This is a genomic window from Streptomyces sp. NEAU-174 (assembly GCF_052665095.1).
Window position 1 is genome coordinate 53,317 of sequence record NZ_JBQTCE010000030.1, and the last position, 21,375, is coordinate 74,691.

Below are 21,375 nucleotides of genomic sequence, written 5' to 3' on the forward strand. Positions count from 1 at the left end.
GCTCCCATGCCCGCGACCGCCAGACCCCCGAACGTGGCGCATACCGATACCGTGCCGTCCGGCCACAGCTCGCGCCGTGCGGTCGTCGCCGGTGGCATCGGCAACTTCATCGAGTGGTACGACTACGGCGTCTACGCCGCGCTCAGCCCGGTGATCTCGTCACTGTTCTTTCCGAGCGAGTCCACCGTGGCCTCGACGCTGTCGACGTTCGCGGTGTTCGGCGTCGGCTTCGTGGTCCGGCCGCTGGGCGGGCTGTTCTTCGGGCAGCTCGGCGACCGGCGCGGCCGGCGTACCGCACTGGCGTGGGCCCTGATCCTGGTGTCGGCGAGCACTCTCGGCATGGGGCTGCTGCCCACGTACGCGGCCGCCGGGATCGCGGCACCGTCGCTCCTGGTGCTGCTGCGTCTGCTCCAGGGTTTCTCGGCCGGTGGGGAGTTCACAGGCTCGGCCACGGTGATGACCGAGAACGCCCCGGTCGGCCGACGCGGCCGGGTGTCGAGCTGGCAGCAGTTCAGTGTCATCACCGGGACACTGGCCGGGGTCCTGGTCGTCACGGCGATCACCAACCTCGGCTCGGCCGACGCACTGGAGAACGGCGGCTGGCGCATCCCGTTCCTGCTGTCGCTTCCACTGGGCGCGATCGGCTTCTACATCCGGTTCCGAATGGCGGACACGCCACACTTCCAGGCCCTGCGGGAAGCCGGTGAGGTGGCCGAGCGACCGGCCACCGAGGCGGTGCGAACGCAGCGCGGCGCGATGTTCACCGCGTTCTTCTACACCGCGCTGCCGAACATCGGCTTCTACACGTTCCTGACCTACACCCCGACGTTCCTGCACAACGAGGCCGGTCTGAGCCTCGGCGACGCCTATCTGGCCAATGTCCTCGGGATGATCGCCTACGCGGTGCTGACACTGGTCATGGGACGGGTGTCGGACAGGGTGGGCAGGCGGCCGATCCTGATCGCCCACGCCGCCGTGTTCCTCGTATCGGCGATCCCCATCTACCTCTTGATGTCCCACGGCTCGTTCTGGGCCGCGCTGGTCGCCCAACTCCCGGCGATGCTCATCATGGCGTGCTACTCGGGTCCGGGCACGGCGGGCCTGACCGAGTTGTTTCCGACCCGGCTGCGCTACTCCGGCATGGCCCTGCCGTACAACCTGAGCTCGGCGATCTTCGGCGGGACCGCGCCCTTCATCGCGACCGGTCTGATCGCATGGCTCGGCACCCCGCTCGCGCCGGCGTTCTGGGCGATGGCCGCCGCGATCCCGACACTGATCGTCTATCTGCGGATGCGCGAGACGGCCTTCGAACCGCTGCGGGACCGATGAGCGCCGGGACGGGAAGGCCCGCCGTAGTGGTGACCGGCTCGTCGTCGGGGATCGGGCGGGCGTGCGCCCTCGCGCTCGCCCGCACCGGCTGGGACGTGGTCGTGCACGGCCGCGACGCGGACGGCGACCTGGCGCGGGCCGAGTCGGAGGTGCGGGCCGAGGGCCGTGGCTGCGTCGCGGTGGCGGGCGATGTCGCCGACCCGGCGACCGCCCGGGCGCTCGTCGAGGCCGCGGAGTCGGCCTTCGGACGCCTCGACGGGGTGGTCAGCAACGCGGGGACCGGCATGACCCGCCCGTTCCTCGACATCGACGACGCGGGCTGGCATGAGCTGTGGGCGGTGCACGTGGAAGCCGCCGCCCGGCTGCTGCGCGCCGCCCACCCGCTGCTGGCCGTCCGCGGGGGCGCGGTGGTGGCGATGTCGAGCCTGGCCGCGGGCCGGGCGCTGGACGGCCGGACGGGGTACGGCGCGGTGAAGGCGGGTCTCGAGGGACTCGTCCGCCAGCTTGCCGCCGAGTGGGCCGCCGCCGGGATCCGGGTGAACGCGGTCGCCCCCGGCACGATCCGCACACCGCTGGTCGAGCGCAACTTCGCCCGCGGTCTGCTCGACGAGCGGGGCGTCCTCGGGCGTACTCCGCTGGGCCGCCTCGGGTCGCCCGGCGAGGTCGCCTCCGTGGTGCGCTTCCTGCTCTCGGCAGAGGCGTCCTACGTCACGGGTCAGACCCTCGCCGTCGACGGCGGCTGGTCGATCTTCGGCGGCTGGTCATGACCGCCCCCGGTCATTCCCGAACCACGACCGGTCATTCCCGAACCACGATCGGAGTGAACACCTTGGCGAGCGCCCCTGACGTACACCAGGACACACAGCAGAACGCACAGCGGGACGTACGGCGGACGGAGCGGGCCCGGTCCGCCGTGACGGCCACCCGCGAGAGCCTGGACCGGATCCGCGACCGCGATCCCGGACTGCGTGCCTTCCTCACGGTCTGCCCCGAGCGGGCGCTCGCCGATGCCGAGGCGGCCGACGCGGCACCGGATCCCCCGGGGCCGATGCGCGGGATCCCCTTCTCGGTCAAGGACACCTATCCGACCGGCCAGGTCCGTACGACGTTCGGTTCCGCGGTGTTCGCCGAGCACGTGCCGGACCGGGACGCTCCCGTGGTCGCCCGCATCCGGCGCGCGGGGGGAATCCTCGTCGGCAAGACCAACACCTCCGAATTCGCGATCTACATCCGCACGGTCAACGAGCTCCAGCCGGAGACGCTCAACCCGTGGGACCCGGCCCGCATCTGCGGCGGGTCCAGCGGGGGCGCCGCGGCCTCCGTCGCCGCCGGTCTGACCCCGGTCGCCCTGGGCAGTGACGGGGGAGGATCGGTGCGCGTTCCGGCGGCCCTGTGCGGTGTGGTCGGGCTCAAGCCGTCGCGTGGGGCCACGCCGGCCGGTGGCGGGTTCATCGGCACCCGCCGGTTCTCCGTCCCCGGCCCCCTGGCGTTGCGGGCCGCGGACGCCCGTGCGATGTGGCAGGCCATGCGCGGGCCGTGGGACGCCGAGCGGAGCACGCGCACCTTCGTCGACCGCGACGCCGCGCTCCGGTCCGCGCACACCGGGTGGCGTCTGCGCTGGGTCGCCGACAGTGGCCGCGACGCCGCACCCGAGGTGGTCGAGGCGGTCCGCTCCGCGGTGGGACGGCTCGCCCTCCTCGACGGCGTCGAGGTGGACGACAGCCGACTCGGCCTGGACACCCCCCGGTTCGCCGAGCCCTTCTACGACGCCATGATGGCCGACCGGCTGGCCACCGGAGGGGCCCGGATGATGGCCGACGCGGCCTCGCGCCTGCTCCTCTCCGGCTACGCACGCCACCACTTCGAGCGGGCGGCCGAGGTCAGCGGCGCGCGGTACTCGGAATCGCTGGGCCGCGCGGACGCCGCCGCTGACCACCTCGACACGCTGCTCGACGGCGTCGACTTCCTGGTGACGCCCACCACGGGGGTGATCGCGCCGGAGGGCGCGGGCGGTCCGGCCGACGCGCTGCCCGAGGTCGCCCGCCGCGAGCTGGTCGCGTACACCTTCCTGGCCAACTACACCGGCTACCCGGCGATCACGGTGCCGTGCGGAACGGTCGCGGGGATGCCGGTGGGGCTACAGGTGCTGGGTCGCCCGGGGGCCGAGGACCGGCTGCTGGACGTGGCCGAGGCGGTGCAGAGCCATGTCTTCCCGCCTCACCCCGCGCCGTGGCCGGCGCGTTCGGCCACGGCCGGGTGAGGTGGGCTCAGTGGTCGCGCGAGTTCCGTACATCCGGCTGGTCACGCGAGTCCCGTACATCCGGCTCGAGCAGCACCGCGAGCCGGTGCCGCTGCTCCTCGTCGAGGGCGCCGGAGTAGGCGTCGTACAGGGTCTGGCTGGCCAGCCGGGCCGCGGTGTCGCCGTCGCGCCCCGCGATCGCGGCGAGGATACGGCGGTGGTCCGCGATGAACTCCCGCCGCATCCGCGACGCACCGGCCGCCGGGCCGACGGCCCCGGCCACCAGATCGAGAGTGGCGTCCTGGATCACGCCGCCCACCATGCCGAGCACACGGTTCCCCGCCGCCTCCCGGACGACCACGTGGAAGCCGTCGTCCGCCGCGGCGAAGGTGGCGGCATCGGTGGCGGCCTCCATCGCCTCGATCGCCGCCTCCATCCGCGCGAGGTGCTCATCCGTCCGCAGGTGCGCCGCGAGCCGGTTGGCGGCGGCTCCGGCGATGATCCGGTACTGGACGAGGTCCACCACCGGAATCTCCTCCATCCGCACCGCGCCCCGCAGCATCCGGGTCAGGCCCGGGGTCACCGAACCGCAGACCTCGGGCCCGCTGCGGCTGCCCGGACTGGTCCGCACCAGGCCCATGCTCTCCAGGATCCGCAGCGCCTCGCGGACCGTGGACCGGCCCACCCCGAAGTCCTCGACCAGCGTCCGCTCGGGCGGCAGGAAGTCACCGGGGGCGTACTCCCCGGCGTAGATCGCCGACTCGATCTGCTGGACGACCGCCTCGAAGGCCCGCTTCTTGTCTACCGGCGTGAACATCGCTCCCCAGTCCCGTCGTCCCCCGGGCCGCGCCCCACACGGCCACATACTCAACCTAGCAGCTGTTCAGACCACACCTTCGCCAGGGACGGACGTCCCGTACGGATCCAGCCAGGAGCACATCGATGACCACGCCCGTTCTGCTGACCTTCGACATGGACGCCGAACTCCTCTGGACGGCCCGCGACCCGGCCGGAGCGGACAAGCCGGTCTGGGTGTCCCAGGGACACTACGGCCCGAAGGTGGGGCTGCCCCGGATCCTCGCTCTGCTGCGCCGCTACGACATCACGGCCACCTTCTTCGTCCCCGGCCAGGTCGTGGAGCGCTACCCCGCCCAGATCGAGGCGATCCTGGAGGCCGGGCTGACCATCGAGCACCACAGCCACACCCACGCCTGGTCGGAGACGCTCGGCGAGGAGCAGGAGGCCGAGGAGTTCCAGCTCGCCGCGGACGCCATCACGCGGGCGACGGGCCGCGCGCCCCAGGGCTGGCGCTCACCCGCCGCGGAGCTGACCCCGTACTCGGTGAAGCTGATGGAGGAGCACGGCATGCGGTTCTCCTCCAACCTCTTCGACTCCGACTCGGCCCATCTGCTGGACACGCGCGACCGCACGACCGGCATCGTCGAGCTCCCGTTCGCCTGGGCCCTCGTCGACACCCCGGTGTTCATGTACACCAACCGCGTGGCGGGGCGGGTGATGTCGGCGCCCTCGGCGGTGCTGGAGACCTGGACCCGGGAGTTCGACGGCCTGGCCGAGGAGCCGGGGACGCACTTCATGCTCGCCATGCACCCACAGATCATCGGACGGCCGTCCCGGATGTGGGTCCTGGAGCAGACGGTCCGGCATGTGCTGGCCTCCGGGCGCGCGGAGTTCCTGTCCTGCGCCGACTACGCCGAGCGCGTTCGCCCCGGGCTCCTCGCCGAGCGGGACGCCGCATGAGCGCCGGGGTCGCCCCGGGCGTCGCGGTGGTCACCGGGGGCGCCAGCGGGATCGGTGCCGCCGTGGTCGCGCGGCTGCGGGCGAGAGGCACCGCCGTGGTGGTGGCGGACCGGGCCCCGGCCGCGGGGCAAGAGCCGGTGGACGTCACCGACGGCGCGTCCGTCCACGCGCTCGCCGAACGGGTCGCCCACGCCCACGGCCGCCTTGACCTGCTGGTGCACTGCGCGGGTGCGGTCGCCGTCGGAAGCGTGGACACCGCGTCCGGAACGGCGGAGGAGGACTGGCACCGGGCCTTCGCCGTGAACGTGACGGGAGTGTGGACGGTCAGCCGGGCGCTGCTGCCGCTCATGGGCGAAGGCGGGGCGATCGTGGTCGTCTCGTCGGCCGCCGGGGTGCGGCCGATCCCCGAGATGGCCGCCTATGTCGCGTCGAAGTCCGCGGCCGTGGGACTGAGCCGCTCGATGGCCCTGGACCTCGCTCCCCGGGGCATCCGGGTGAACTGCGTGTGCCCAGGTCTGGTCGACACCCCCCTGGCCAGGGCGGCTCAGGAGCGGCGTTCACCGAGCGAGCGCGGACGCGTCGACGAGTGGCGCGGCTACCTGATCGGCAGAGCGGGCACGGCCGAGGAGATCGCCGAGGCGGTGGTGCTGGCGGGGACCAACGGCTACCTCACCGGAGCCACCCTCGCCGTCGACGGCGGCCGATCGCTGCACTGAGGGAAGCGGCTCCCTGGCCGGGCGGGCGGCGGCGGGGGGTCAGCTCTCCTCGTCCTCCACGAGCGCGAGCAGCAGCCCCCGCTCGTTCTCGGGGACGTAACCGGCGTAGTACTCGTAGAGCTTGCGCCGTGAGATGCGTGCCGCCGCCTGGCCGTCCCCCGCCCGGATCGCCTCGAGCACCTCCTGATGGTGGCGGAGCGACTCCCGCATCAGCGCCGCGCTGTTGTGCGCATGGGCGACCTTGTCCGAGATCAGCCCGAGGACCGCGCCCCTGACCACCTGGTTGCAGACCTCGATGAGGGAGTTGCGGCCGGCCACGGCCACCGCCTCGTGGAACGCGACGTCGGCCTTGCTGAACTCTTCGTACCCTTTCTCGATCGCCTCCGACATGACGGCGATCGTCCGTTCCATGGCGGACAGTTCCTCCTCGGACCGCAGCCGGGCCGCCAGCGAGCTCGCCGACCCGTCGAGGATCATGCGGAACGAGATCAGCTCGGCCATCGACACGTTGTCGAACTGGACCAGCCGGGTCATCTGCTTGGTCAGGCCGGCCGATGAGAAGGGCAGGATCTCCGGGCCGTTCGGGTCGCCCGGGCGCGAGCGGACGAGGCCGTCGCTCTCCAGCACCCGCAGCGCCTCGCGCACGGTGGGACGGCTGGCCCCGAACTGCGTCACCAACTCCCGTTCGCTCGGTAGCCGTTGCCCCGGCTTGAGGTCACCGCGCACGATCGCCTGCTCGATCTGCTCGACGATGCGCTGGTAGAGCCGTACCGGAGAGACCTGCCGGAACTGTGCCCCGTCGCTCAAGGCTTCTCCCCTTCGGGCGTGGTCCATGTCGTCTGCTCCCCCGTGAGCGCCCCATCGGCGTCGTCCGGCCAGCGCGGGACCGCCTCGGCAGGCCGGTTCCGTTCGTACCACGCCGCCGCCCTCAGGACGCCGAGATCGTCGAAACGGCGGCCCGCGATCTGCACCCCGATGGGCCTACGGTCCGCCGTAAAGCCGCAGTTGACGGTCGCGGCGGGCTGGCCCGACATGTTGTACGGCGCGGTGAAGCCGATGTGGGCCATGGTCTTCTCGTCCCCCGCGAAGGGCATCGGCTGCTCGGCGGGAAAGGCCGCCACCGGCGCCACCGGCGAGAGCACCAGATCGTACGGGAGCGTCGCCGCCACCGTCCGCGCCTGGATGCCCATGATCTGCTGGTAGCACTGGAGGACCCTCGCGCCCGGCACATCGGCGCCCCCCTGACACCACCGGATGATGTGGGGGTGGACGCGCAGTCCGGCCTCTGGCTCCAGGGCGCGGAAGTCGTTCCAGGACCGCACCCGCCAGAACAGATCCAGGTCGTCCAGGAGCTCCTGGGTCATAAACGCCCCCACCGGCTCCACGACGGCTCCCGCCGCCTCGAAGACCGCGGCGGCACGGTTCACCGCGTCGAGGATCTCGGCGTCGCACGGCTCCCCGCAGCCGGCGTCCAAGTGCACTCCCACCCGCAGTCCGCGCACCTCGCCGTCCAGTGCCGACCAGTCGATGTCCTCCGGCGGCAGGCTCGTCCAGTCCCGGGGATCGGGTTGGCTCAGGACCCCCATGAACAGGGCCGCGTCCGCCACCGTGCGGGTCATGGGTCCTGCGGCACGCCCCAGGTACGGGGTGTCCAGCGGGATCCTCCCGTAGCTGGGCTTGAGCGTGGCGAGGCCCAGCCAGGTGCCCGGCAGCCGGATCGACCCCCCGATGTCGGTGCCGACGTGCAGCGGGCCGTATCCCCCGGCGGCCGCGGTCCCCGCGCCGGAGCTGGAACCGCCCGTCGTCCAGTCGGGGTTCCAGGGGCTGCGCGAGATGCCGTGCCGGCTGGAGACGCCCGAGGAGAGCATGCCCCAGTCCGGCATCACGGTCGATCCGAGTACCACCCCGCCGGATTCGAGGACGCGCGCGGTGATGGGCGCGTCCGCCTCGGGGACGACCGGTTCGGTCCCCGCGTTGCCCGAGGGCATCGGGACGCCCCGACGCGCGACGTTCTCCTTGAGCGTCACGGGCACGCCGTCGATGGGCCCGAGCGGTTCCCCCGCCGCCCACCGGGCCTCGCTGGCCAGGGCCGCCTTGCGGGACTCGTCCGGATCCCGCACCCAGAACGCGTTGAGCACACTCTCGCGCGCCTCGATCACCGACTGGACGGCATCGTGGACCTCGACCGGCGACAACGTGCGGTCGGCGAATCCGGCGGCCATCTCGACGGCCGACATGGCGGCCAGGCCCTGTTTCGTGAGCACTCGCACACTCCTTACTCCCCCGGCTACCGCCGGTCGGTGCCACCCTCGCGATGCCTGAGGGCGTTCGGACCCTTGACAAGTACAGCTTCAATCGCCACGGTACCTGCCAAGTGAGCTTACTGGTCAGGCCAGTGATAACGGAAGGTGGCGTCCATGACGCGGGACACCAAAGTCGTGCGGCTCGCGGTCATTCCAGGAGACGGAATCGGCCCGGAGGTCGTCGCGGCGACCGTGCCCACGCTCCGGGCGGCACTGGAGGCCGACGGACACCGGCTCGACGTGACCTCGTTCGACTGGGGAGGTGAGCGGTTCCTCCGGCAGGGCGCGGCCATGCCGATCGACGCGGCCGACCAGGTCAAGAAGGCGGACGCCGTGTTGTTCGGCGCCGTCGGACGTCCGGATGTGCCGGAGCACGAGCTGGTCTGGGGCCTGATCATCGGCCTGCGGCAGCAACTCGACCTCGCCGTGAACCTCCGCCCGGTGCGTGCGTTCCCCGGTGTGCCCACCAAGGTGCGCGACACCGACGGCGTGGATCTGGTGATCGTTCGCGAGAACACCGAGGGCGAGTACGTCGGTGCCGGCGGGGTGGCGCACGCCGGCAGCGGACACGATCTGGGCATCGAGGTCGCCGTGCACTCCCGTCGCGCCATCGAGCGGGCGGCACACCATGCCTTCGCCCTGGCCGGCCGGCGCTCGGGGCGCCTGTGCCTGGTGACCAAGTCCAACGCGATGCGGTACGGCTATCCGCTGTGGGACCGGGTGGTGCGCGAGGTCGGCGAGCAGTACCCGCGGGTCCAGCTGGAAACGGTGCTGGTCGATGCGATGGCCGCCCGTATGATCCAGGCTCCGCGCTCCCTCGACGTACTGCTCGCGAGCAACCTGTTCGGCGACATCCTGTCCGACCTCGCCGCGGTGCTCGCCGGTGGTATGGGCATGGCGCCCAGTGCCAACGTCCTGCCGGGCGCGGATGTGCCGGGCATCTACGAACCCGTCCACGGCTCCGCACCCGACATCGCCGGAAAGGGCGTGGCGAATCCGGTGGCGTGCATGCTCTCCGGTGCGCTGCTGCTCGACGACCTCGGGCATGATGGCGCGGCGCGCCGTATCCGCGACGCGGTGGCGGGCACCTTGCGAGATACCAGGCACCACACGGCCGATCTCGGTGGCAACGCCACTACAGCGGATGTGGCATCCGCCGTCCTCCACACAATCGAAAGCCAGGGTTAGCACATATGAAACAGAACGCGCAGCTCACGCGGCACACCGGGACGGTCGCAGCCACGCTCGCATGCCTGCTGGTGGCAGGCTGCTCGGCAGGGTCCACGACGGACGGGGACAGCAGCGGCAGCTCCGACAAGAGCGACCTGAAGATCGGCCTCAACGCCGAACCGGCCAACCTCGACATGACCAAGACCGCCGGTGCCGCCATTCCGCAGGCGCTGCTCTACAACGTCTACGAGAACCTGGTGAAGCTGGACCAGTCCGGGAAGATACAGCCCCAACTGGCCACCTCGTGGAGCCTGTCCAAGGACCGCAAGACGTACACGTTCCAGTTGGTGAAGGACGCCAAGTTCAGCAACGGGCGACCGTTCACGGCCGAGGACGCCAAGTTCTCCATCGAACGCGTCAAAACGGCGTGGACGATAGCGCAGAAGGGCCAGATGAGCGTCGTCGACACGGTGCGGGCGGTCTCGCCCACGGAACTCAAGGTCACCCTGAAAAAGCCGAGCAACGACTGGCTGTACCGGATGACCACCCGCGTCGGCGCGATGTTCAGCCGGACCGGCGTGGACAAGCTGGCCACCGATCCGGTGGGCACCGGCCCGTACGAGGTGAAGGAGTGGAACCGCGGCGACTCGATCACGCTGGCCCGCCGTGATGACTACTGGGGGCGCACACCGCACTTCGCGTCGGTCACCCTGAAGTACTTCAAGGACCCGACGGCCATGAACAACGCGCTGCGCTCGCGTGCCATCAATGTGATCGGCACGATGCAGACCCCGGAATCGCTGGACCAGTTCCAGAACGACCCGCAGTACAAGGTCATCGAGGGCACGACCAACGGTGAGGTGCTCCTCTCCCTCAACAACGGCTCGGGTCCGCTGAAGAATCTCAAGGCCCGCCAGGCGGTCCGCTACGCGATCGACCGCAAATCCCTGCTGGAGACCTGTTGGGGAGGCCGCGGCAAGCTCATCGGCAGCATGGTCCCTCCGACCGACCCGTGGTACCAGAACCTCAACAACGACTATCCGTACAACCGCGGCAAGGCCAAGAAGCTCCTCAAGGAGTCCGGCGTGGCCGGCCAGACGCTGCGGCTGCGGGTTCCGACGCTGCCCTATGCCACCGCGTGCGGCACCGTGGTCAAGAGCCAGCTCGAACAGGCCGGGTTCAAGGTCAAGTTCGATCAGCTGGAGTTCCCCGCCGCCTGGCTGTCCACCGTGTTCAAGAACGCCGACTACGACATGTCCATCATCTCCCATGTGGAGCCCCGCGACATGCAGACGGTGTTCGGGGACAAAAACTTCTACACCCGCTACGACAACCCTGAATTCCGCGCGTTGCTACAGAAGGCGGACCAGGGCACCCAGAAGGAGCAGATCACCTACATGCGGGAGGCTGCCCGGCTTCTGTCCAAGGACGCCGCGGCCGACTGGCTGTTCCTTCAGCCGAACCTGATGGTGGCGAACAAGGGCATCACCGGCCTGCCGGTGAACGCCGTCTCCGAGTCGCTGGACCTCACCGGCCTGGGCCGGTCGTGAAAGGCGGCCTGAATCAATGATCGTCCGTCTAGTGCAGCGGATCGCGATCCTCCTGGCCAGCCTCGTCGTGAGCTCCGTCCTGGTGTTCGCGTTCATGGCGATATTGCCAGGGGATCCGGCCCGCGTCGCCCTCGGCACCAGCGCGTCGGATTCGGCCGTGGCGCAGTTGCGCGAGCAGTTCGGGCTCGACCGGCCGCTCGTGACCCAGTACCTGAGCTGGGTACGCGGACTGGTGACCTTCGACCCGGGGACCTCGTACGTCTCACACGCGCAGATCGGCCCGCAGATCGCCGACCGCCTCCAGGTCACCCTGTGGCTCGTCGGCGCCGGGATGGTGCTCGCCTGCATCCTGGCGATCCCCATGGGCACGCTCATGGCCGTGCGGCACCGCAGGCCGTCCGGGCTCATCCTCTCGGCCCTGTCCCAGGTCGGGGTGGCCGTCCCGGCATTCCTCGCGGGCATCCTCCTGATCACCGTGTTCGCGGTGGGGCTCGGGTGGCTGCCGGCGAACGGCTGGACGCCCCCGGCGCAGGATCCGGTCCAGTTCCTCAAGCAACTCGTGCTGCCCGCGCTGTCCCTCGGATTGGTGCAGGGAGCAATGCTCACCCGCTATGTCCGCAGCGCCGTGCTCGACGTCCTCCGGGAGGACTACCTGCGCACCGCTCGTGCCAAGGGACTGCGCCCGACGCAGGCGCTGCTGCGGCACGGCCTGCGGAACGCGGCGGTGCCCGTGGTCACCGTCCTGGGGTTGCACCTCGCCACACTGCTGGTGGGCGCCGTCGTCATCGAGAGGGTCTTCGTCATCCCCGGGCTCGGGAGCCTGCTGCTGGACAGCGTCTCCAACCGGGACCTCATCCTGGTGCAGGACGTGGTCATGATCATCGCAATGGCGGTGCTGCTTGTGAACTTCCTGGTGGATCTCATCTACTTGGTGATCGACCCGCGGCTCAGGGTGGGTGCGTCATGAGTGCTCTGGACACGGAAGCCGCCGTCGCGTCCGCGGTGCCCGACGGCCGGCGGCGGCGCCGCGCGATCACGGGCAGCCTCCTGGTGGGCGGTCTCATCGTCGCGCTCGTGCTCGGCATGGCGCTGCTGTCCTTCGTATGGACCCCGCACGACCCGACCCTGGTGAACCCCTCGGCGCGGCTGCAAGAGCCTTCGGCGGAGTACTGGTTCGGCACGGACAAATTCGGCCGCGACGTGTTCAGCCAGATCCTGATGGGCTCACGCACCACGCTTTTCGTCGGCTTCGTGGCGGTAGGGGTGGCCGCCCTGGTCGGAGTGCCCCTCGGCATCGTCGCCGGAATGGCGCCCCGCTGGTTCGGCGAGCTGCTGATGCGCGGCAACGACATGCTGCTCGCCTTCCCGGCGCTCCTGCTGGCCATCATGTTCGCCGCCGTGTACGGCGCCAGCACGCTGGTCGCGATGGTCGCCATCGGCATCGCGTCCATCCCCAATTTCGCCCGACTGATCCGCGGCGGCACGCTCCAGGTGATGCAGACCGAATACGTCATCGCCGCGCGCGCGGCGGGCCGCGGGCCCTTCGCGATCGGCCTGCGGCACGTCCTGCCCAATGTCAGCAGTCTCGTCATCGTGCAGGCGTCGGTCGGTTTCGCCATCGCCGTACTCGCCGAAGCCGCGCTGTCGTTCCTCGGCTTCGGAACCCCGCCGCCCACACCGTCCTGGGGCCGGATGCTCCAGGAGAGCCAGGAGATGCTGTCGTCCGCCCCTCGGCTCGCCGTGTTTCCGGGCGTCGCGATCGCGGTGGCGGTGCTCGGATTCAACCTGCTCGGTGACGGCCTGCGTGACCGTTTCGACCCCAAGCTGGAGGACCGCCGATGACCCCGGTACCTGAGACGGGACCGGCCCCCGCAGCCCATGACGACGTGCTGACCGTGCGGAACCTCGACGTCGCGGTGGGCGGGCGCAAGCTCGTCGAGGACGTCGGCTTCACCATCCGGGCGGGCGAACGGGTCGGCCTGATCGGTGAGTCCGGGTCGGGCAAGTCGCTGACCGCGCTGAGCGTCATGGGCCTGCTTCCCGAGGGGCTGCGGGCCTCGGGTTCGGTACGGCTCGCCGGAGTCGGCCATGACCTGGTGGGTGCCGACGAGGCGCGGATGTCCCGAGTGCGGGGCAAGGAGCTCGCCATGGTCTTCCAGGAGCCCATGACCGCTCTGAACCCCACGATGCGGGTCGGGCGGCAGATCGCCGAGGTGCTGCTGATCCACCGGACCAGGCCCGACCGCGCGTCCGCCCACACCGCCGCCGTGGAACTCCTCGCCCAGGTGGGGCTTCCCGACCCGGAGGCCGCCGCACGGGCCTATCCGCACCAGTTCTCCGGGGGCCAGCGGCAGCGGGTGGTGCTGGCCATCGCCCTCGCGAACGACCCCGCGCTCCTGGTCTGCGACGAGCCCACCACCGCGCTCGATGTCACGGTGCAGGCGCGGGTGCTCGACCTGGTCGTGCGAGGTGTCCAGGAGCGCAGGTCGGCCATGCTCTTCATCACCCACGACCTGGCCGTGGTGGCCACCGTCTGCGAGCGGGTCATGGTCATGTACGGCGGGCGGCTGGTCGAGTCCGGCCCGGTCCGGGAGGTGTTCACCCGGCCCCGGCACCGCTACACACAGGGTCTGATCGGCGCGTCGGATCTGACCGTGGTCGACGACCGCGGCCGGTTGGCCACGATCCGCGGGTCCGTTCCGCCGGCGGGCCGGTTCCCCGCCGGATGCGTGTTCAGAAACAGATGCGAGCACGCGACCGACGTATGCGCCACCCGACCGGAATGGGTCCCGACCGGGCCGGACTCCGGCTACGCCTGCTTCCACCCGGTGCCCGGGAGCGGCGCGCACCGGACCGGCACCCCCATGAACCAGGAGGCCGGCCGTGGCTGAGCAGCCGACCAGCGCCCCCCTCGCGCCCGGGCCGCGGACCGGCCCCGTGGACGCCATCAGCGTCCGCGACGTCACGCGCGTCTACCAACGGCCTCGTACCTCACTGCGCCGTTCCAGCCCGCCGGTGCACGCCCTGCGCGGCGTCAGCTTCGCCGTCCCCCAGGGGCAGCGGTTCGGCATCGTGGGCGAGTCGGGGTGCGGCAAGTCGACCCTGCTGCGGATCCTGGCCGGGCTCGACCGCCCGACCAGCGGCAGCGTCGCGATTGACGGCCGGGACATCACCGGGCTCCGGGAGAGACAGCTGAAGTTCGTCCGCGAACGGCTCCAGCTCGTGTTCCAGGACCCGATGAGTTCGCTGGACCCGCGCATGCGCGTGGGTGACATCGTGGCCGAGCCACTCGTGGCACAGGGGCATGGGGACCGCCGGGAGCGGGTGGCCGAGTTGCTCGAGGCCGTCGGCCTGCGAGCCGACGCGGCGAACCGGTATCCGCACCAGTTCTCCGGTGGCCAGCGGCAGCGCATCTCGATCGCGCGCGCCCTCGCCCCCCGCCCGAAGATCATCGTGGCCGACGAGCCGGTGAGCGCCCTGGACGTGTCCGTACGGGCCCAGGTGCTCAACCTCATCGCCGACCTGGTCGACGAGTTGTCCCTCACGCTGGTCTTCGTCTCCCACGACCTGTCCGTGGTCCGCCATGTGTGCGACCGGGTCGCGGTCATGCACGCCGGGCAGATCGTGGAGACCGGGTCCACGGAGCAGGTGTACGAGGACCCACAGCATGCCTACACACGCAGGCTGATCGCCGCCGTTCCGACGCTGGGCAAGGCACTGTCCGGAGTGTCGGCGGCCGACCTCAACCAGGAGTACCGACCGTGACGACCCATGCCGAACCCGACACCGGCGAAAGCCCCGTGGTGGGGCAGTTTCCCGAGGGGCTTCCCATCGGCGACCGCTGGGTGGCGGCGCCCGCCGCCGAGGACGTCCGCTTCCCCTACGACGGGACGCTCGTCGCGCGGGCGCCGGTCGGGGACACCGCCCTCGCACGCCGCGCACTGGACGCGGCCGTCGCGGTCCGCGAACGGGTCGGGCGACTCCCCTCGCACACCCGCAGAGCGGCACTGCTCGCGACGCACGAAGCGGTCGCCTCCCAGCGTGCCGACTTCGAGCGGCTCTTGGTCCTGGAGACCGGCAAACCGCTGGTCGACTGCCGTGTCGAGGTGGACCGAACCCTGCTGACGCTGCTGACGGCGGCCGAGGAAGTGGCGCGGCTGCACGGGGAAACCGTGCCGCTGGACCTGCTGCCGTCGGGCGAGGGACTGCTCGGCTTCTGGACCCGCAAGCCGATCGGCGTGGTGGTGGGCATCGCGGGGTTCAACTACCCACTGCTACTCGCCGCGCACAAGATAGCGCCATCGCTGGCCGCCGGTTGCCCGATCATCGCCAAGCCCGCCCCGCAGACGCCGCTGGCCACCCTGTGGCTGGTGCACCTCCTGCGCGAGGCCCTGCGCGCGGGTGGCGCGCCGCAGGCCGCGGTGCAGTTGGTGACCGGCGGGCCCGAAGTGGGCGCCGCGCTGACCACCGACCGCCGGATCGGGGCGGTGTCCTTCACCGGTTCGGCCGCCGTGGGCCACCGGATCGCCCGGGACGCGGCACCCACCAAGGTACTGCTCGAACTCGGCTCCAACGCCGCCCTGGTGGTGGCCGCCGACGCCGACCTCGACGCCGCCGCCGACGCGGTGGTGCGCGGCGGGTACTACGCGTCGGGCCAGGCGTGCATCAGCGTGCAGCGGGTCATCGTGGTGGACGCCGTGCGCAAGGAGTTCGTGGCCCGTTTGACGGAGCGAGTGGCCCAGGTGGCGGTGGGCGATCCCCGCGATCCGGCGACGAGGGTCTCGGCACTTATCGACAAGCGCTCGACCGAGCGGGTCTGCGCGTGGCTCGAAGAGGCGGTGGAGGCCGGGGCGTCGCTGGTGGCCGGAGGCAGGGTCGCCGACGGGGTGCTCGAGCCCACCGTGCTGCTCGACGTGGACCGCGCCCTCCCCGTCTGGGAGGAGGAGATCTTCGGCCCGGTGGTCGCGGTACGGTCCGTCCCCGATCTGGAGACGGCCTTCGACCTGGTCAACGACTCGCGCTACGGACTGCACGCGAGCGTCTACACCAGCGCCCTGGACACGGCGTTCACCGCTCTCGACCGTCTGGAGGTGGGCGGAGTGGTCGTCAACGAGGTTCCCGGCTTCCGTTCCGACGTCATGCCGTATGGCGGCGTGAAGGACTCCGGTGCCGGACGGGAAGGCCCGAGGTTCGCCATCGAAGAGCTCACTGTCACCCGTATGGCAGTGATCCGCCCGACGACACGGAAGCCGTGAGGACCATGCACACAAAGGACCGCACCGATGCGGTGGACGCGTACTCCCGCCTCTTCCGGCTCGACGGCCGCAAGGCCGTCGTGGTGGGCGGGGGCAGCGGAATCGGCCGGGAGAGCGCCCTGGCCCTCGCCGCGCACGGCGCCACGGTGGTGTGTGCCGACCGCGACCTGACGGCGGCCGAGGAGTCGGCGTCGATGGGGCCGGGGCTTTCGGCCTATGCCCTCGACGTGCTCGACGGCGACGCGGTCGCGCGTGCCGCCGCGGAGCTCGGACCCGTCGACGTGCTCGTCTTCACCGCCGCGACGAACGTGCGCAAGCTGCTGCTCGACTACACGGCGGAGGAATTCGAGCGGGTCGTGTCGCTCAACCTGCGCGCATCCTTCGACCTGGTGCGGGCGTTCGGCCGTGGCATGGCCGAACGCGGCAGGGGAAGCATCATCGGCTTCAGCTCGATCCGCGCGGTGGCCGTCGAGCCGGGCCAGGGGGTGTACGCGGCCACGAAGGCCGGGCTCGTCCAGCTGCTGCGGACCGCGGCGGCCGAGCTGGGCCCGTCGGGCGTACGGGCGAACACCGTCGCCCCGGGCGTCGTGGACACACCGCTGACCGCGCAGATCAGGGCCGTGCCGGAGTGGTCGGATGCCTATGCGACCAAGAGCGCCCTGGGTCGCTGGTCCCGTCCCGACGAGCTGGCCGGCGCTGTCGTCTACCTCGCGTCGGACGCCTCGTCCTTCGTCACCGGGAGCCAGCTCTTCGTGGACGGGGGCTGGACGGCGATCGACGGGCGCTACACGCCGCCCAGCTGACTGGACGTCGGGCCCAAAGCCCCCGCCCGGCAACGGACGAGCCGTTGCCGGGCGGGGGCTTCTTCACGTTCTTGGCGAACGGGAGCGGGTCAGTCGATCCGCTCGAAGGGTTCCGTGCTCTCCTCGTCCGGCGCGACCGTGAAGACGAGCTTCTCGAACCCTCCGGTGAACGCGAACTCGCCCTCGTAGCTGGGTGAGGAGGGCGACAGGGTGTCCCGGCCGACGTCGAGGCCCTGCCATCCGAAAAAGTGCGGGAGGACCTGCGGAATGGCCTCGGTGCCGACCGGCTTTCCCGACACGTACAGGTGTCCGACCCCCTGCCTGTCACCGGTCTTGACGAACTCGAAGGTCAGCTCCGCCGGGCCGGTCGGGAGTTCTTCCGTCGAGGTCACCGCGTACCGGGTGCCGAGGAAGTTGTACTCGTAGACCAGCCGGTTGTCCTTGACGTACAGGACGTATCCGCTGCTGATGTTGCCCAGGGACACCAGGACGCCCTCGTCCGAGGTGGCGTCCCGGTCGACGAACGCGGTGATGCGGTGCGCGCGGTTCATCACCGGTGGCACCGCGGCGCCGGGCAGATGGGCCATGCCGGGGTAATAGGTGAAGGTGGTGCGCTTGCGCGGAGAGCCGGGACGCGGAATCTTCGCCCGGAGGGCGAATCCCTGGTCGTCCAGCGGCAGCACATCGTACTTCCCCGCCTCCACCCAGAAGCGGGAGATCATCTTCTGGAGTTGCTCGGGCCGCTCTTGCGCCAGGTCGCGGCATTCCGAGAAGTCGGTGTCGTGGTGGTAGAGCTCCCACTGATCATCGTCGAAGGACGTTCCGCGCTGGTGGAAGGCGACGGCCTTCCAGCCGTCGTGCCAGATCGCGCGGTGCCCGAACATCTCGAAGTACTGGGCTTCCTTGCGCGTCGGCGCGGTCGGCTGGTCGAAGGTGTAGGTCATGCTGACACCGTGTATCGGCATTTGCGGGATGCCGTTGAAGACCTCAGGAGCCTGTAGACCGAGCAGTTCGAACAGGGTCGGGGCGATGTCGTTGACATGGTGGAACTGCTGCCTGATCTCGCCGGTGCGCGGCAGTCCCCGGGGCCAGTTCACGATGAGCGGGCAGCGGACACCGCCTTCGTGGGTGTTCTGCTTGTAGCGCTTGAACGGCGTGTTTCCCGCCTGTGCCCAGCCCCAGGGGTAGTTGGCATGAGCGCGCGTGGTGCCGATCTCATCGATCCGCACGAGCATCTCCTCGAAGTCCTCGGAGATCCCGTTCTGGAAGGCGGTGGGGTTGAGCGAACCCTTCTGCCCGCCTTCCTGGCTGGCTCCGTTGTCCGAGAGCAGGATGGTGATGGTGTTCTCCATCTGGCCCACCTGCTCCAGGAACTCCATGAACCGGCCGATGTGGTGGTCGGTGTGGTCGACCATCGCCGCATAGGCCTCCTGGAGGCGTGCGGACAGCTTCTTCTCGTCGTCCGACAGCTCGTCCCAGGGAAGGACCCCGGGGTTGTGCGGCGCCAGTTCGGTGCCCTCCGGCAGGATGCCCCGTTCGATCTGGCGGGCGTGCCTGGTGGCGCGCTCGACGTCCCAGCCGTGGTCGAACCGGCCCCGGTACTTCTCCAGGTATTCCTGGGGAGCCTGGTGCGGGGCGTGCGCCGCGCCGAACGCCAGATACATGAAGAAGGGCTTGTCCGGAGTGACCGACGTCTGGTCGCGGACGAATTCGATCGCCCGGTCGACCAGGTCCTCGCTGAGGTGATAGCCCTCTTCCGGACTCTTCGGCGGATCCACCGCATGGTTGTCGTAGAACAGCTCCGGATAGAAGCTGTCCGTCTCGGCTTCCAGGAATCCGTAGTAGCGCTCGAATCCGCGGGACAGCGGCCACTGGGTGTACGGACCGGACGCGGTGGTCTGCTCCATCGGCGCCAGATGCCACTTGCCCACGGCCATGGTGTTGAAGCCGTTGTCGCGCAGTACCTCGGGCAGTATCGCGGCGGCCTTGGTGATCTGTCCGCGCCCGCTGGGGAAGCCGGTGTCGAAGTTGGACAGCATCCGCATGCCGACGGAGTGGTGGTTCCGGCCGGTCAGCAGGGAGGCACGGGTCGGCGAACACAGCGTGGTGGTGTGGAAGTTCGCGTAGCGAAGGCCACCGGTGGCGAGGGCGTCCATGGCCGGCGTGTCGATGTCCGAGCCGAAACAGCCGAGATCGGAGAAGCCGACGTCGTCGAGCACGATGACCACGACATTGGGCGTGTCCTCGGGAAGCGTCTGCTGCTCGGGCCACCACGGAGTCGACTCCTCGTAGGTGGTGCCGATCTTGCCTTGAAAAGTGCCGCTCATGGACGGCGAATGAGGAGATGTGTTGGTCATCCAGGACGCTCCTTGGCGTGGACATTTCGATCCGAGGACGCTCCAGTTAACTGGTCTTACCAGTATGCCGTGTAAGTCTCACCCGCTCCCGAAGTGGTGTCAACCAAAAGCGCGGTCAGCGGGCCGGGGGCGGATCCGCCGCGCAGCGGAATCCCATGTGGCCGGTGCTGCTGTCCGGTGTGTTGGACGTGCGCGCGGCGACCCGGTAGCGGTTGCAGTACGACGCGTGGCACAGATAGGAGCCGCCGCGGATCACCTTCGCCTCCCCGGTGGGAGGTCCGGCCGGGTCCCGGCGGGTCTCCGGGCGGTCGGCCGCGTGCCATGTGGTGCTCCACCAGTCGGAGCACCATTCCCACACATTGCCGGATGTGTTGTACAGGCCGAAGTTGTTGGCTCGGTAGGTCTTGACCGGCGCGGTTCCCAGATACCCGTCGTCACCGGTGTTGACCTGCGGGAACTGCCCCTGCCAAATGTTGCAGCGGTGCTGCCCCCGGGGCAGGAGCTCATCCCCCCACGGGTAACGGGCGCGCTCCAGACCGCCACGCGCCGCCATCTCCCACTCCGCCTCCGTGGGCAGCCGTTTGCCCGCCCACGCCGCGTAGGCGGCCGCGTCGCGCCAGGAGACATGGACGACGGGGTGGTTCGACAGCTCGGTCCATGACGACCCCGGCCCGTAGGGGGCCCGCCAGCACGCCCCGTCCACCGCGAGCCACCAGGGCGCCTGCGCCACCGTGCCGTCGCGCACCATGCGCCGGGCCTCGGGGTGGACGAGTGCGTAGAACACGAAGGACCAGCCGTGGCGCTCGGCGTCGGTCCGGTAGCCGCTGCTGCGCGTGAACGCCGCGAACTGCCTGTTGGTGACGGTGGTCGCGTCGATGAGGAACGGCGACAGCCGCACCTCCCGCACCGGGCCCTCCCCGTCCTCGGGGAACGCGTCGGCGTCGTCACCCCCCATCGAGAACGTCCCTCCGGGGATGCGCAGCATGGCGCGCAGCCCCTGCGCCCGGTCCCGCTCCGGGGCCCGGACCCCCACGGCGGACGCTTCGGGAATCTCCTCGCCGCCCCCGGACGTGGGGGCACAACACGCGCCTGACATCGCTCCTCCGACCGCGGGCCGCTGTTTCCCGCCCGGCTGACCACACATTCTCCGTCGGATCGAGCCTACGGCCCGCCGCGCCCGCCCCGACCGGCGGCCGGGGCGGGCGGCGGTACGGCCGGAGCCCATCGCGAAACAACTGTCCCGGTTGTTCACGTTCCCGGTTCGGACTCGTTGGGCGTCGGCAGGTTGTCCGGACGAGTGGGCCGCTCACAGTTCCCGGTGTGAGTGCGACCAGGTATCTGGAGATCGCGGAGCGGTTGTCCGCCGAGCCGGCCGAGTGTGCTCATGGCACACGGGTGGCCGGCGAGGCCGAGATCGCCCGGCGGTTCGGCGTGGGCCGGGCCGCCGCACGGGCGGCCGTGCAGGAATTGGAGCGCCGGTTCGTCGTCCGCCGGATCCAGGGGTCGGGCACCTTCGTCAACCGGCGGATCGACTACGTCATCTCGCGCAGCGTCCCGCCGTCGTGGTCCGCCACGATCGCCGCGGCGGGCGCCACGCCCCGGGCCCTGGTCAAGTCGGTGCGCACGATCCCCCTGCCCGCCGAACTGGCGGACAGGTTCGAGCGGCCGGCCGGCTCGCCGGTGCACGAGGTGGTGCGCGAGTTTTACATCGACGACCTCCTCGCCTCCTGGGTCCATGAGTGGATCCCGGTGGCCGAAGTGCCCCATCTGGACCTGGCCCTGCACGCCGTCGACTCCGTCGACCAGGTGCTCCGCCAGACGGTGCGGGTGCGGCCGACGCGGGCCTGGTGCCGGGTCAGCGTCGACCGAAGACCGTAGGGCCGTCGCCGACGTGG

At 70.5% G+C, this 21,375-nt stretch carries 19 protein-coding genes; 14 read left to right on the plus strand and 5 right to left on the minus strand.

The genetic code is table 11. The features are described 5' to 3' along the window. The first annotated feature begins 6 nt into the window (after positions 1 to 6). From ACT2CW_RS47390 to ACT2CW_RS47400, 3 genes are all read left to right on the plus strand, one after another. On the plus strand, positions 7 to 1,329 hold the full coding sequence (locus ACT2CW_RS47390; RefSeq protein WP_445521075.1) for an MFS transporter: 1,323 nt from the start codon (positions 7 to 9) through the stop codon (positions 1,327 to 1,329). Further along, positions 1,326 to 2,096, plus strand: a complete 771-nt coding sequence (locus ACT2CW_RS47395; protein WP_445521076.1) for an SDR family NAD(P)-dependent oxidoreductase — start codon at positions 1,326 to 1,328, stop codon at positions 2,094 to 2,096. Before ACT2CW_RS47390 ends, ACT2CW_RS47395 begins: the two co-directional genes overlap by 4 nt. A 62-nt stretch (positions 2,097 to 2,158) precedes the next feature. After that, complete coding sequence (locus ACT2CW_RS47400) at positions 2,159 to 3,589, plus strand: amidase (RefSeq protein ID WP_445521077.1); 1,431 nt, start codon at positions 2,159 to 2,161, stop codon at positions 3,587 to 3,589. A 7-nt stretch (positions 3,590 to 3,596) separates the two neighbouring features. Here ACT2CW_RS47400 and ACT2CW_RS47405 read toward each other — a convergent pair whose 3' ends face one another. After that, on the minus strand, positions 3,597 to 4,385 hold the full coding sequence (locus tag ACT2CW_RS47405; RefSeq protein ID WP_164426098.1) for a FadR/GntR family transcriptional regulator: 789 nt from the start codon (positions 4,383 to 4,385) through the stop codon (positions 3,597 to 3,599). 125 nt (positions 4,386 to 4,510) lie between these two features. On the opposite strand from ACT2CW_RS47405, the gene ACT2CW_RS47410 reads away from it, so the two are divergent. Both ACT2CW_RS47410 and ACT2CW_RS47415 read left to right on the plus strand, forming a co-directional pair. Beyond that, on the plus strand, positions 4,511 to 5,326 hold the full coding sequence (locus tag ACT2CW_RS47410; protein ID WP_445521078.1) for a polysaccharide deacetylase family protein: 816 nt from the start codon (positions 4,511 to 4,513) through the stop codon (positions 5,324 to 5,326). Continuing rightward, positions 5,323 to 6,042: an SDR family NAD(P)-dependent oxidoreductase gene (locus ACT2CW_RS47415; RefSeq protein WP_445521079.1), complete on the plus strand. Its 720-nt coding sequence runs from the start codon at positions 5,323 to 5,325 to the stop codon at positions 6,040 to 6,042. The genes ACT2CW_RS47410 and ACT2CW_RS47415 overlap by 4 nt, the downstream gene beginning before the upstream one ends. 39 nt (positions 6,043 to 6,081) lie before the next feature. On the opposite strand, the gene ACT2CW_RS47420 is transcribed toward ACT2CW_RS47415, so the two are convergent. Further along, complete coding sequence (locus ACT2CW_RS47420) at positions 6,082 to 6,849, minus strand: FadR/GntR family transcriptional regulator (RefSeq protein WP_445521080.1); 768 nt, start codon at positions 6,847 to 6,849, stop codon at positions 6,082 to 6,084. Continuing rightward, a complete protein-coding gene (locus ACT2CW_RS47425; RefSeq protein ID WP_445521081.1) occupies positions 6,846 to 8,306 on the minus strand; it encodes an amidase in 1,461 nt (486 codons plus the stop codon). The genes ACT2CW_RS47420 and ACT2CW_RS47425 overlap by 4 nt, the downstream gene beginning before the upstream one ends. A gap of 153 nt (positions 8,307 to 8,459) precedes the next feature. Here ACT2CW_RS47425 and ACT2CW_RS47430 point away from each other — a divergent pair, with 153 nt between their 5' ends. From ACT2CW_RS47430 to ACT2CW_RS47465, 8 genes are read left to right on the plus strand one after another with little or no spacing between them, the layout of a single operon-like run. Beyond that, a complete protein-coding gene (locus tag ACT2CW_RS47430) occupies positions 8,460 to 9,533 on the plus strand; it encodes an isocitrate/isopropylmalate dehydrogenase family protein (RefSeq protein WP_445521082.1) in 1,074 nt (357 codons plus the stop codon). Positions 9,534 to 9,538: 5 nt separating this feature from the next. Then, positions 9,539 to 11,065, plus strand: coding sequence for an ABC transporter substrate-binding protein (locus ACT2CW_RS47435; RefSeq protein ID WP_445521083.1), 1,527 nt, complete (start codon positions 9,539 to 9,541; stop codon positions 11,063 to 11,065). 16 nt (positions 11,066 to 11,081) lie between these two features. Continuing rightward, positions 11,082 to 12,032, plus strand: a complete 951-nt coding sequence (locus ACT2CW_RS47440) for an ABC transporter permease (RefSeq protein ID WP_445521084.1) — start codon at positions 11,082 to 11,084, stop codon at positions 12,030 to 12,032. Further along, positions 12,029 to 12,907: an ABC transporter permease gene (locus ACT2CW_RS47445; RefSeq protein WP_198549071.1), complete on the plus strand. Its 879-nt coding sequence runs from the start codon at positions 12,029 to 12,031 to the stop codon at positions 12,905 to 12,907. Before ACT2CW_RS47440 ends, ACT2CW_RS47445 begins: the two co-directional genes overlap by 4 nt. Beyond that, the gene (locus ACT2CW_RS47450) at positions 12,904 to 13,956 is read left to right on the plus strand and encodes an ABC transporter ATP-binding protein (protein ID WP_445521085.1); all 1,053 of its coding nucleotides are present in this window, start codon (positions 12,904 to 12,906) and stop codon (positions 13,954 to 13,956) included. The genes ACT2CW_RS47445 and ACT2CW_RS47450 overlap by 4 nt, the downstream gene beginning before the upstream one ends. Beyond that, on the plus strand, positions 13,949 to 14,830 hold the full coding sequence (locus tag ACT2CW_RS47455; protein WP_086880790.1) for an ATP-binding cassette domain-containing protein: 882 nt from the start codon (positions 13,949 to 13,951) through the stop codon (positions 14,828 to 14,830). Before ACT2CW_RS47450 ends, ACT2CW_RS47455 begins: the two co-directional genes overlap by 8 nt. Next, the gene (locus ACT2CW_RS47460) at positions 14,827 to 16,320 is read left to right on the plus strand and encodes an aldehyde dehydrogenase family protein (protein WP_445521086.1); all 1,494 of its coding nucleotides are present in this window, start codon (positions 14,827 to 14,829) and stop codon (positions 16,318 to 16,320) included. The genes ACT2CW_RS47455 and ACT2CW_RS47460 overlap by 4 nt, the downstream gene beginning before the upstream one ends. Positions 16,321 to 16,325: 5 nt before the next feature. Beyond that, positions 16,326 to 17,123 carry an SDR family NAD(P)-dependent oxidoreductase gene (locus ACT2CW_RS47465; RefSeq protein ID WP_414081386.1) on the plus strand — a complete coding sequence of 266 codons (798 nt, stop codon included), beginning with the start codon at positions 16,326 to 16,328 and terminating at the stop codon, positions 17,121 to 17,123. Positions 17,124 to 17,212: 89 nt separating this feature from the next. On the opposite strand, the gene ACT2CW_RS47470 is transcribed toward ACT2CW_RS47465, so the two are convergent. Both ACT2CW_RS47470 and ACT2CW_RS47475 read right to left on the minus strand, forming a co-directional pair. Further along, a complete protein-coding gene (locus tag ACT2CW_RS47470; protein WP_445521087.1) occupies positions 17,213 to 19,480 on the minus strand; it encodes an arylsulfatase in 2,268 nt (755 codons plus the stop codon). A 115-nt stretch (positions 19,481 to 19,595) separates the two neighbouring features. Beyond that, positions 19,596 to 20,576: a formylglycine-generating enzyme family protein gene (locus ACT2CW_RS47475; protein WP_445521088.1), complete on the minus strand. Its 981-nt coding sequence runs from the start codon at positions 20,574 to 20,576 to the stop codon at positions 19,596 to 19,598. Positions 20,577 to 20,800: 224 nt separating this feature from the next. Between ACT2CW_RS47475 and ACT2CW_RS47480 the strand changes: the two genes are divergently transcribed. After that, the gene (locus ACT2CW_RS47480) at positions 20,801 to 21,358 is read left to right on the plus strand and encodes a UTRA domain-containing protein (protein ID WP_445521089.1); all 558 of its coding nucleotides are present in this window, start codon (positions 20,801 to 20,803) and stop codon (positions 21,356 to 21,358) included. Positions 21,359 to 21,375: the final 17 nt, after the last annotated feature.

Coding starts and splice junctions, on each gene's coding strand:
- ACT2CW_RS47410 (WP_445521078.1), top strand. CDS start 4,511: ATGACCACGCCCGTTCTGCTGACCTTCGACATGGACGCCGAACTCCTC.
- ACT2CW_RS47470 (WP_445521087.1), bottom strand. CDS start 19,480: ATGACCAACACATCTCCTCATTCGCCGTCCATGAGCGGCACTTTTCAA.
- ACT2CW_RS47390 (WP_445521075.1), top strand. CDS start 7: ATGCCCGCGACCGCCAGACCCCCGAACGTGGCGCATACCGATACCGTG.
- ACT2CW_RS47450 (WP_445521085.1), top strand. CDS start 12,904: ATGACCCCGGTACCTGAGACGGGACCGGCCCCCGCAGCCCATGACGAC.
- ACT2CW_RS47445 (WP_198549071.1), top strand. CDS start 12,029: ATGAGTGCTCTGGACACGGAAGCCGCCGTCGCGTCCGCGGTGCCCGAC.
- ACT2CW_RS47440 (WP_445521084.1), top strand. CDS start 11,082: ATGATCGTCCGTCTAGTGCAGCGGATCGCGATCCTCCTGGCCAGCCTC.
- ACT2CW_RS47415 (WP_445521079.1), top strand. CDS start 5,323: ATGAGCGCCGGGGTCGCCCCGGGCGTCGCGGTGGTCACCGGGGGCGCC.
- ACT2CW_RS47395 (WP_445521076.1), top strand. CDS start 1,326: ATGAGCGCCGGGACGGGAAGGCCCGCCGTAGTGGTGACCGGCTCGTCG.
- ACT2CW_RS47430 (WP_445521082.1), top strand. CDS start 8,460: ATGACGCGGGACACCAAAGTCGTGCGGCTCGCGGTCATTCCAGGAGAC.
- ACT2CW_RS47405 (WP_164426098.1), bottom strand. CDS start 4,385: ATGTTCACGCCGGTAGACAAGAAGCGGGCCTTCGAGGCGGTCGTCCAG.
- ACT2CW_RS47465 (WP_414081386.1), top strand. CDS start 16,326: ATGCACACAAAGGACCGCACCGATGCGGTGGACGCGTACTCCCGCCTC.
- ACT2CW_RS47435 (WP_445521083.1), top strand. CDS start 9,539: ATGAAACAGAACGCGCAGCTCACGCGGCACACCGGGACGGTCGCAGCC.
- ACT2CW_RS47475 (WP_445521088.1), bottom strand. CDS start 20,576: ATGTCAGGCGCGTGTTGTGCCCCCACGTCCGGGGGCGGCGAGGAGATT.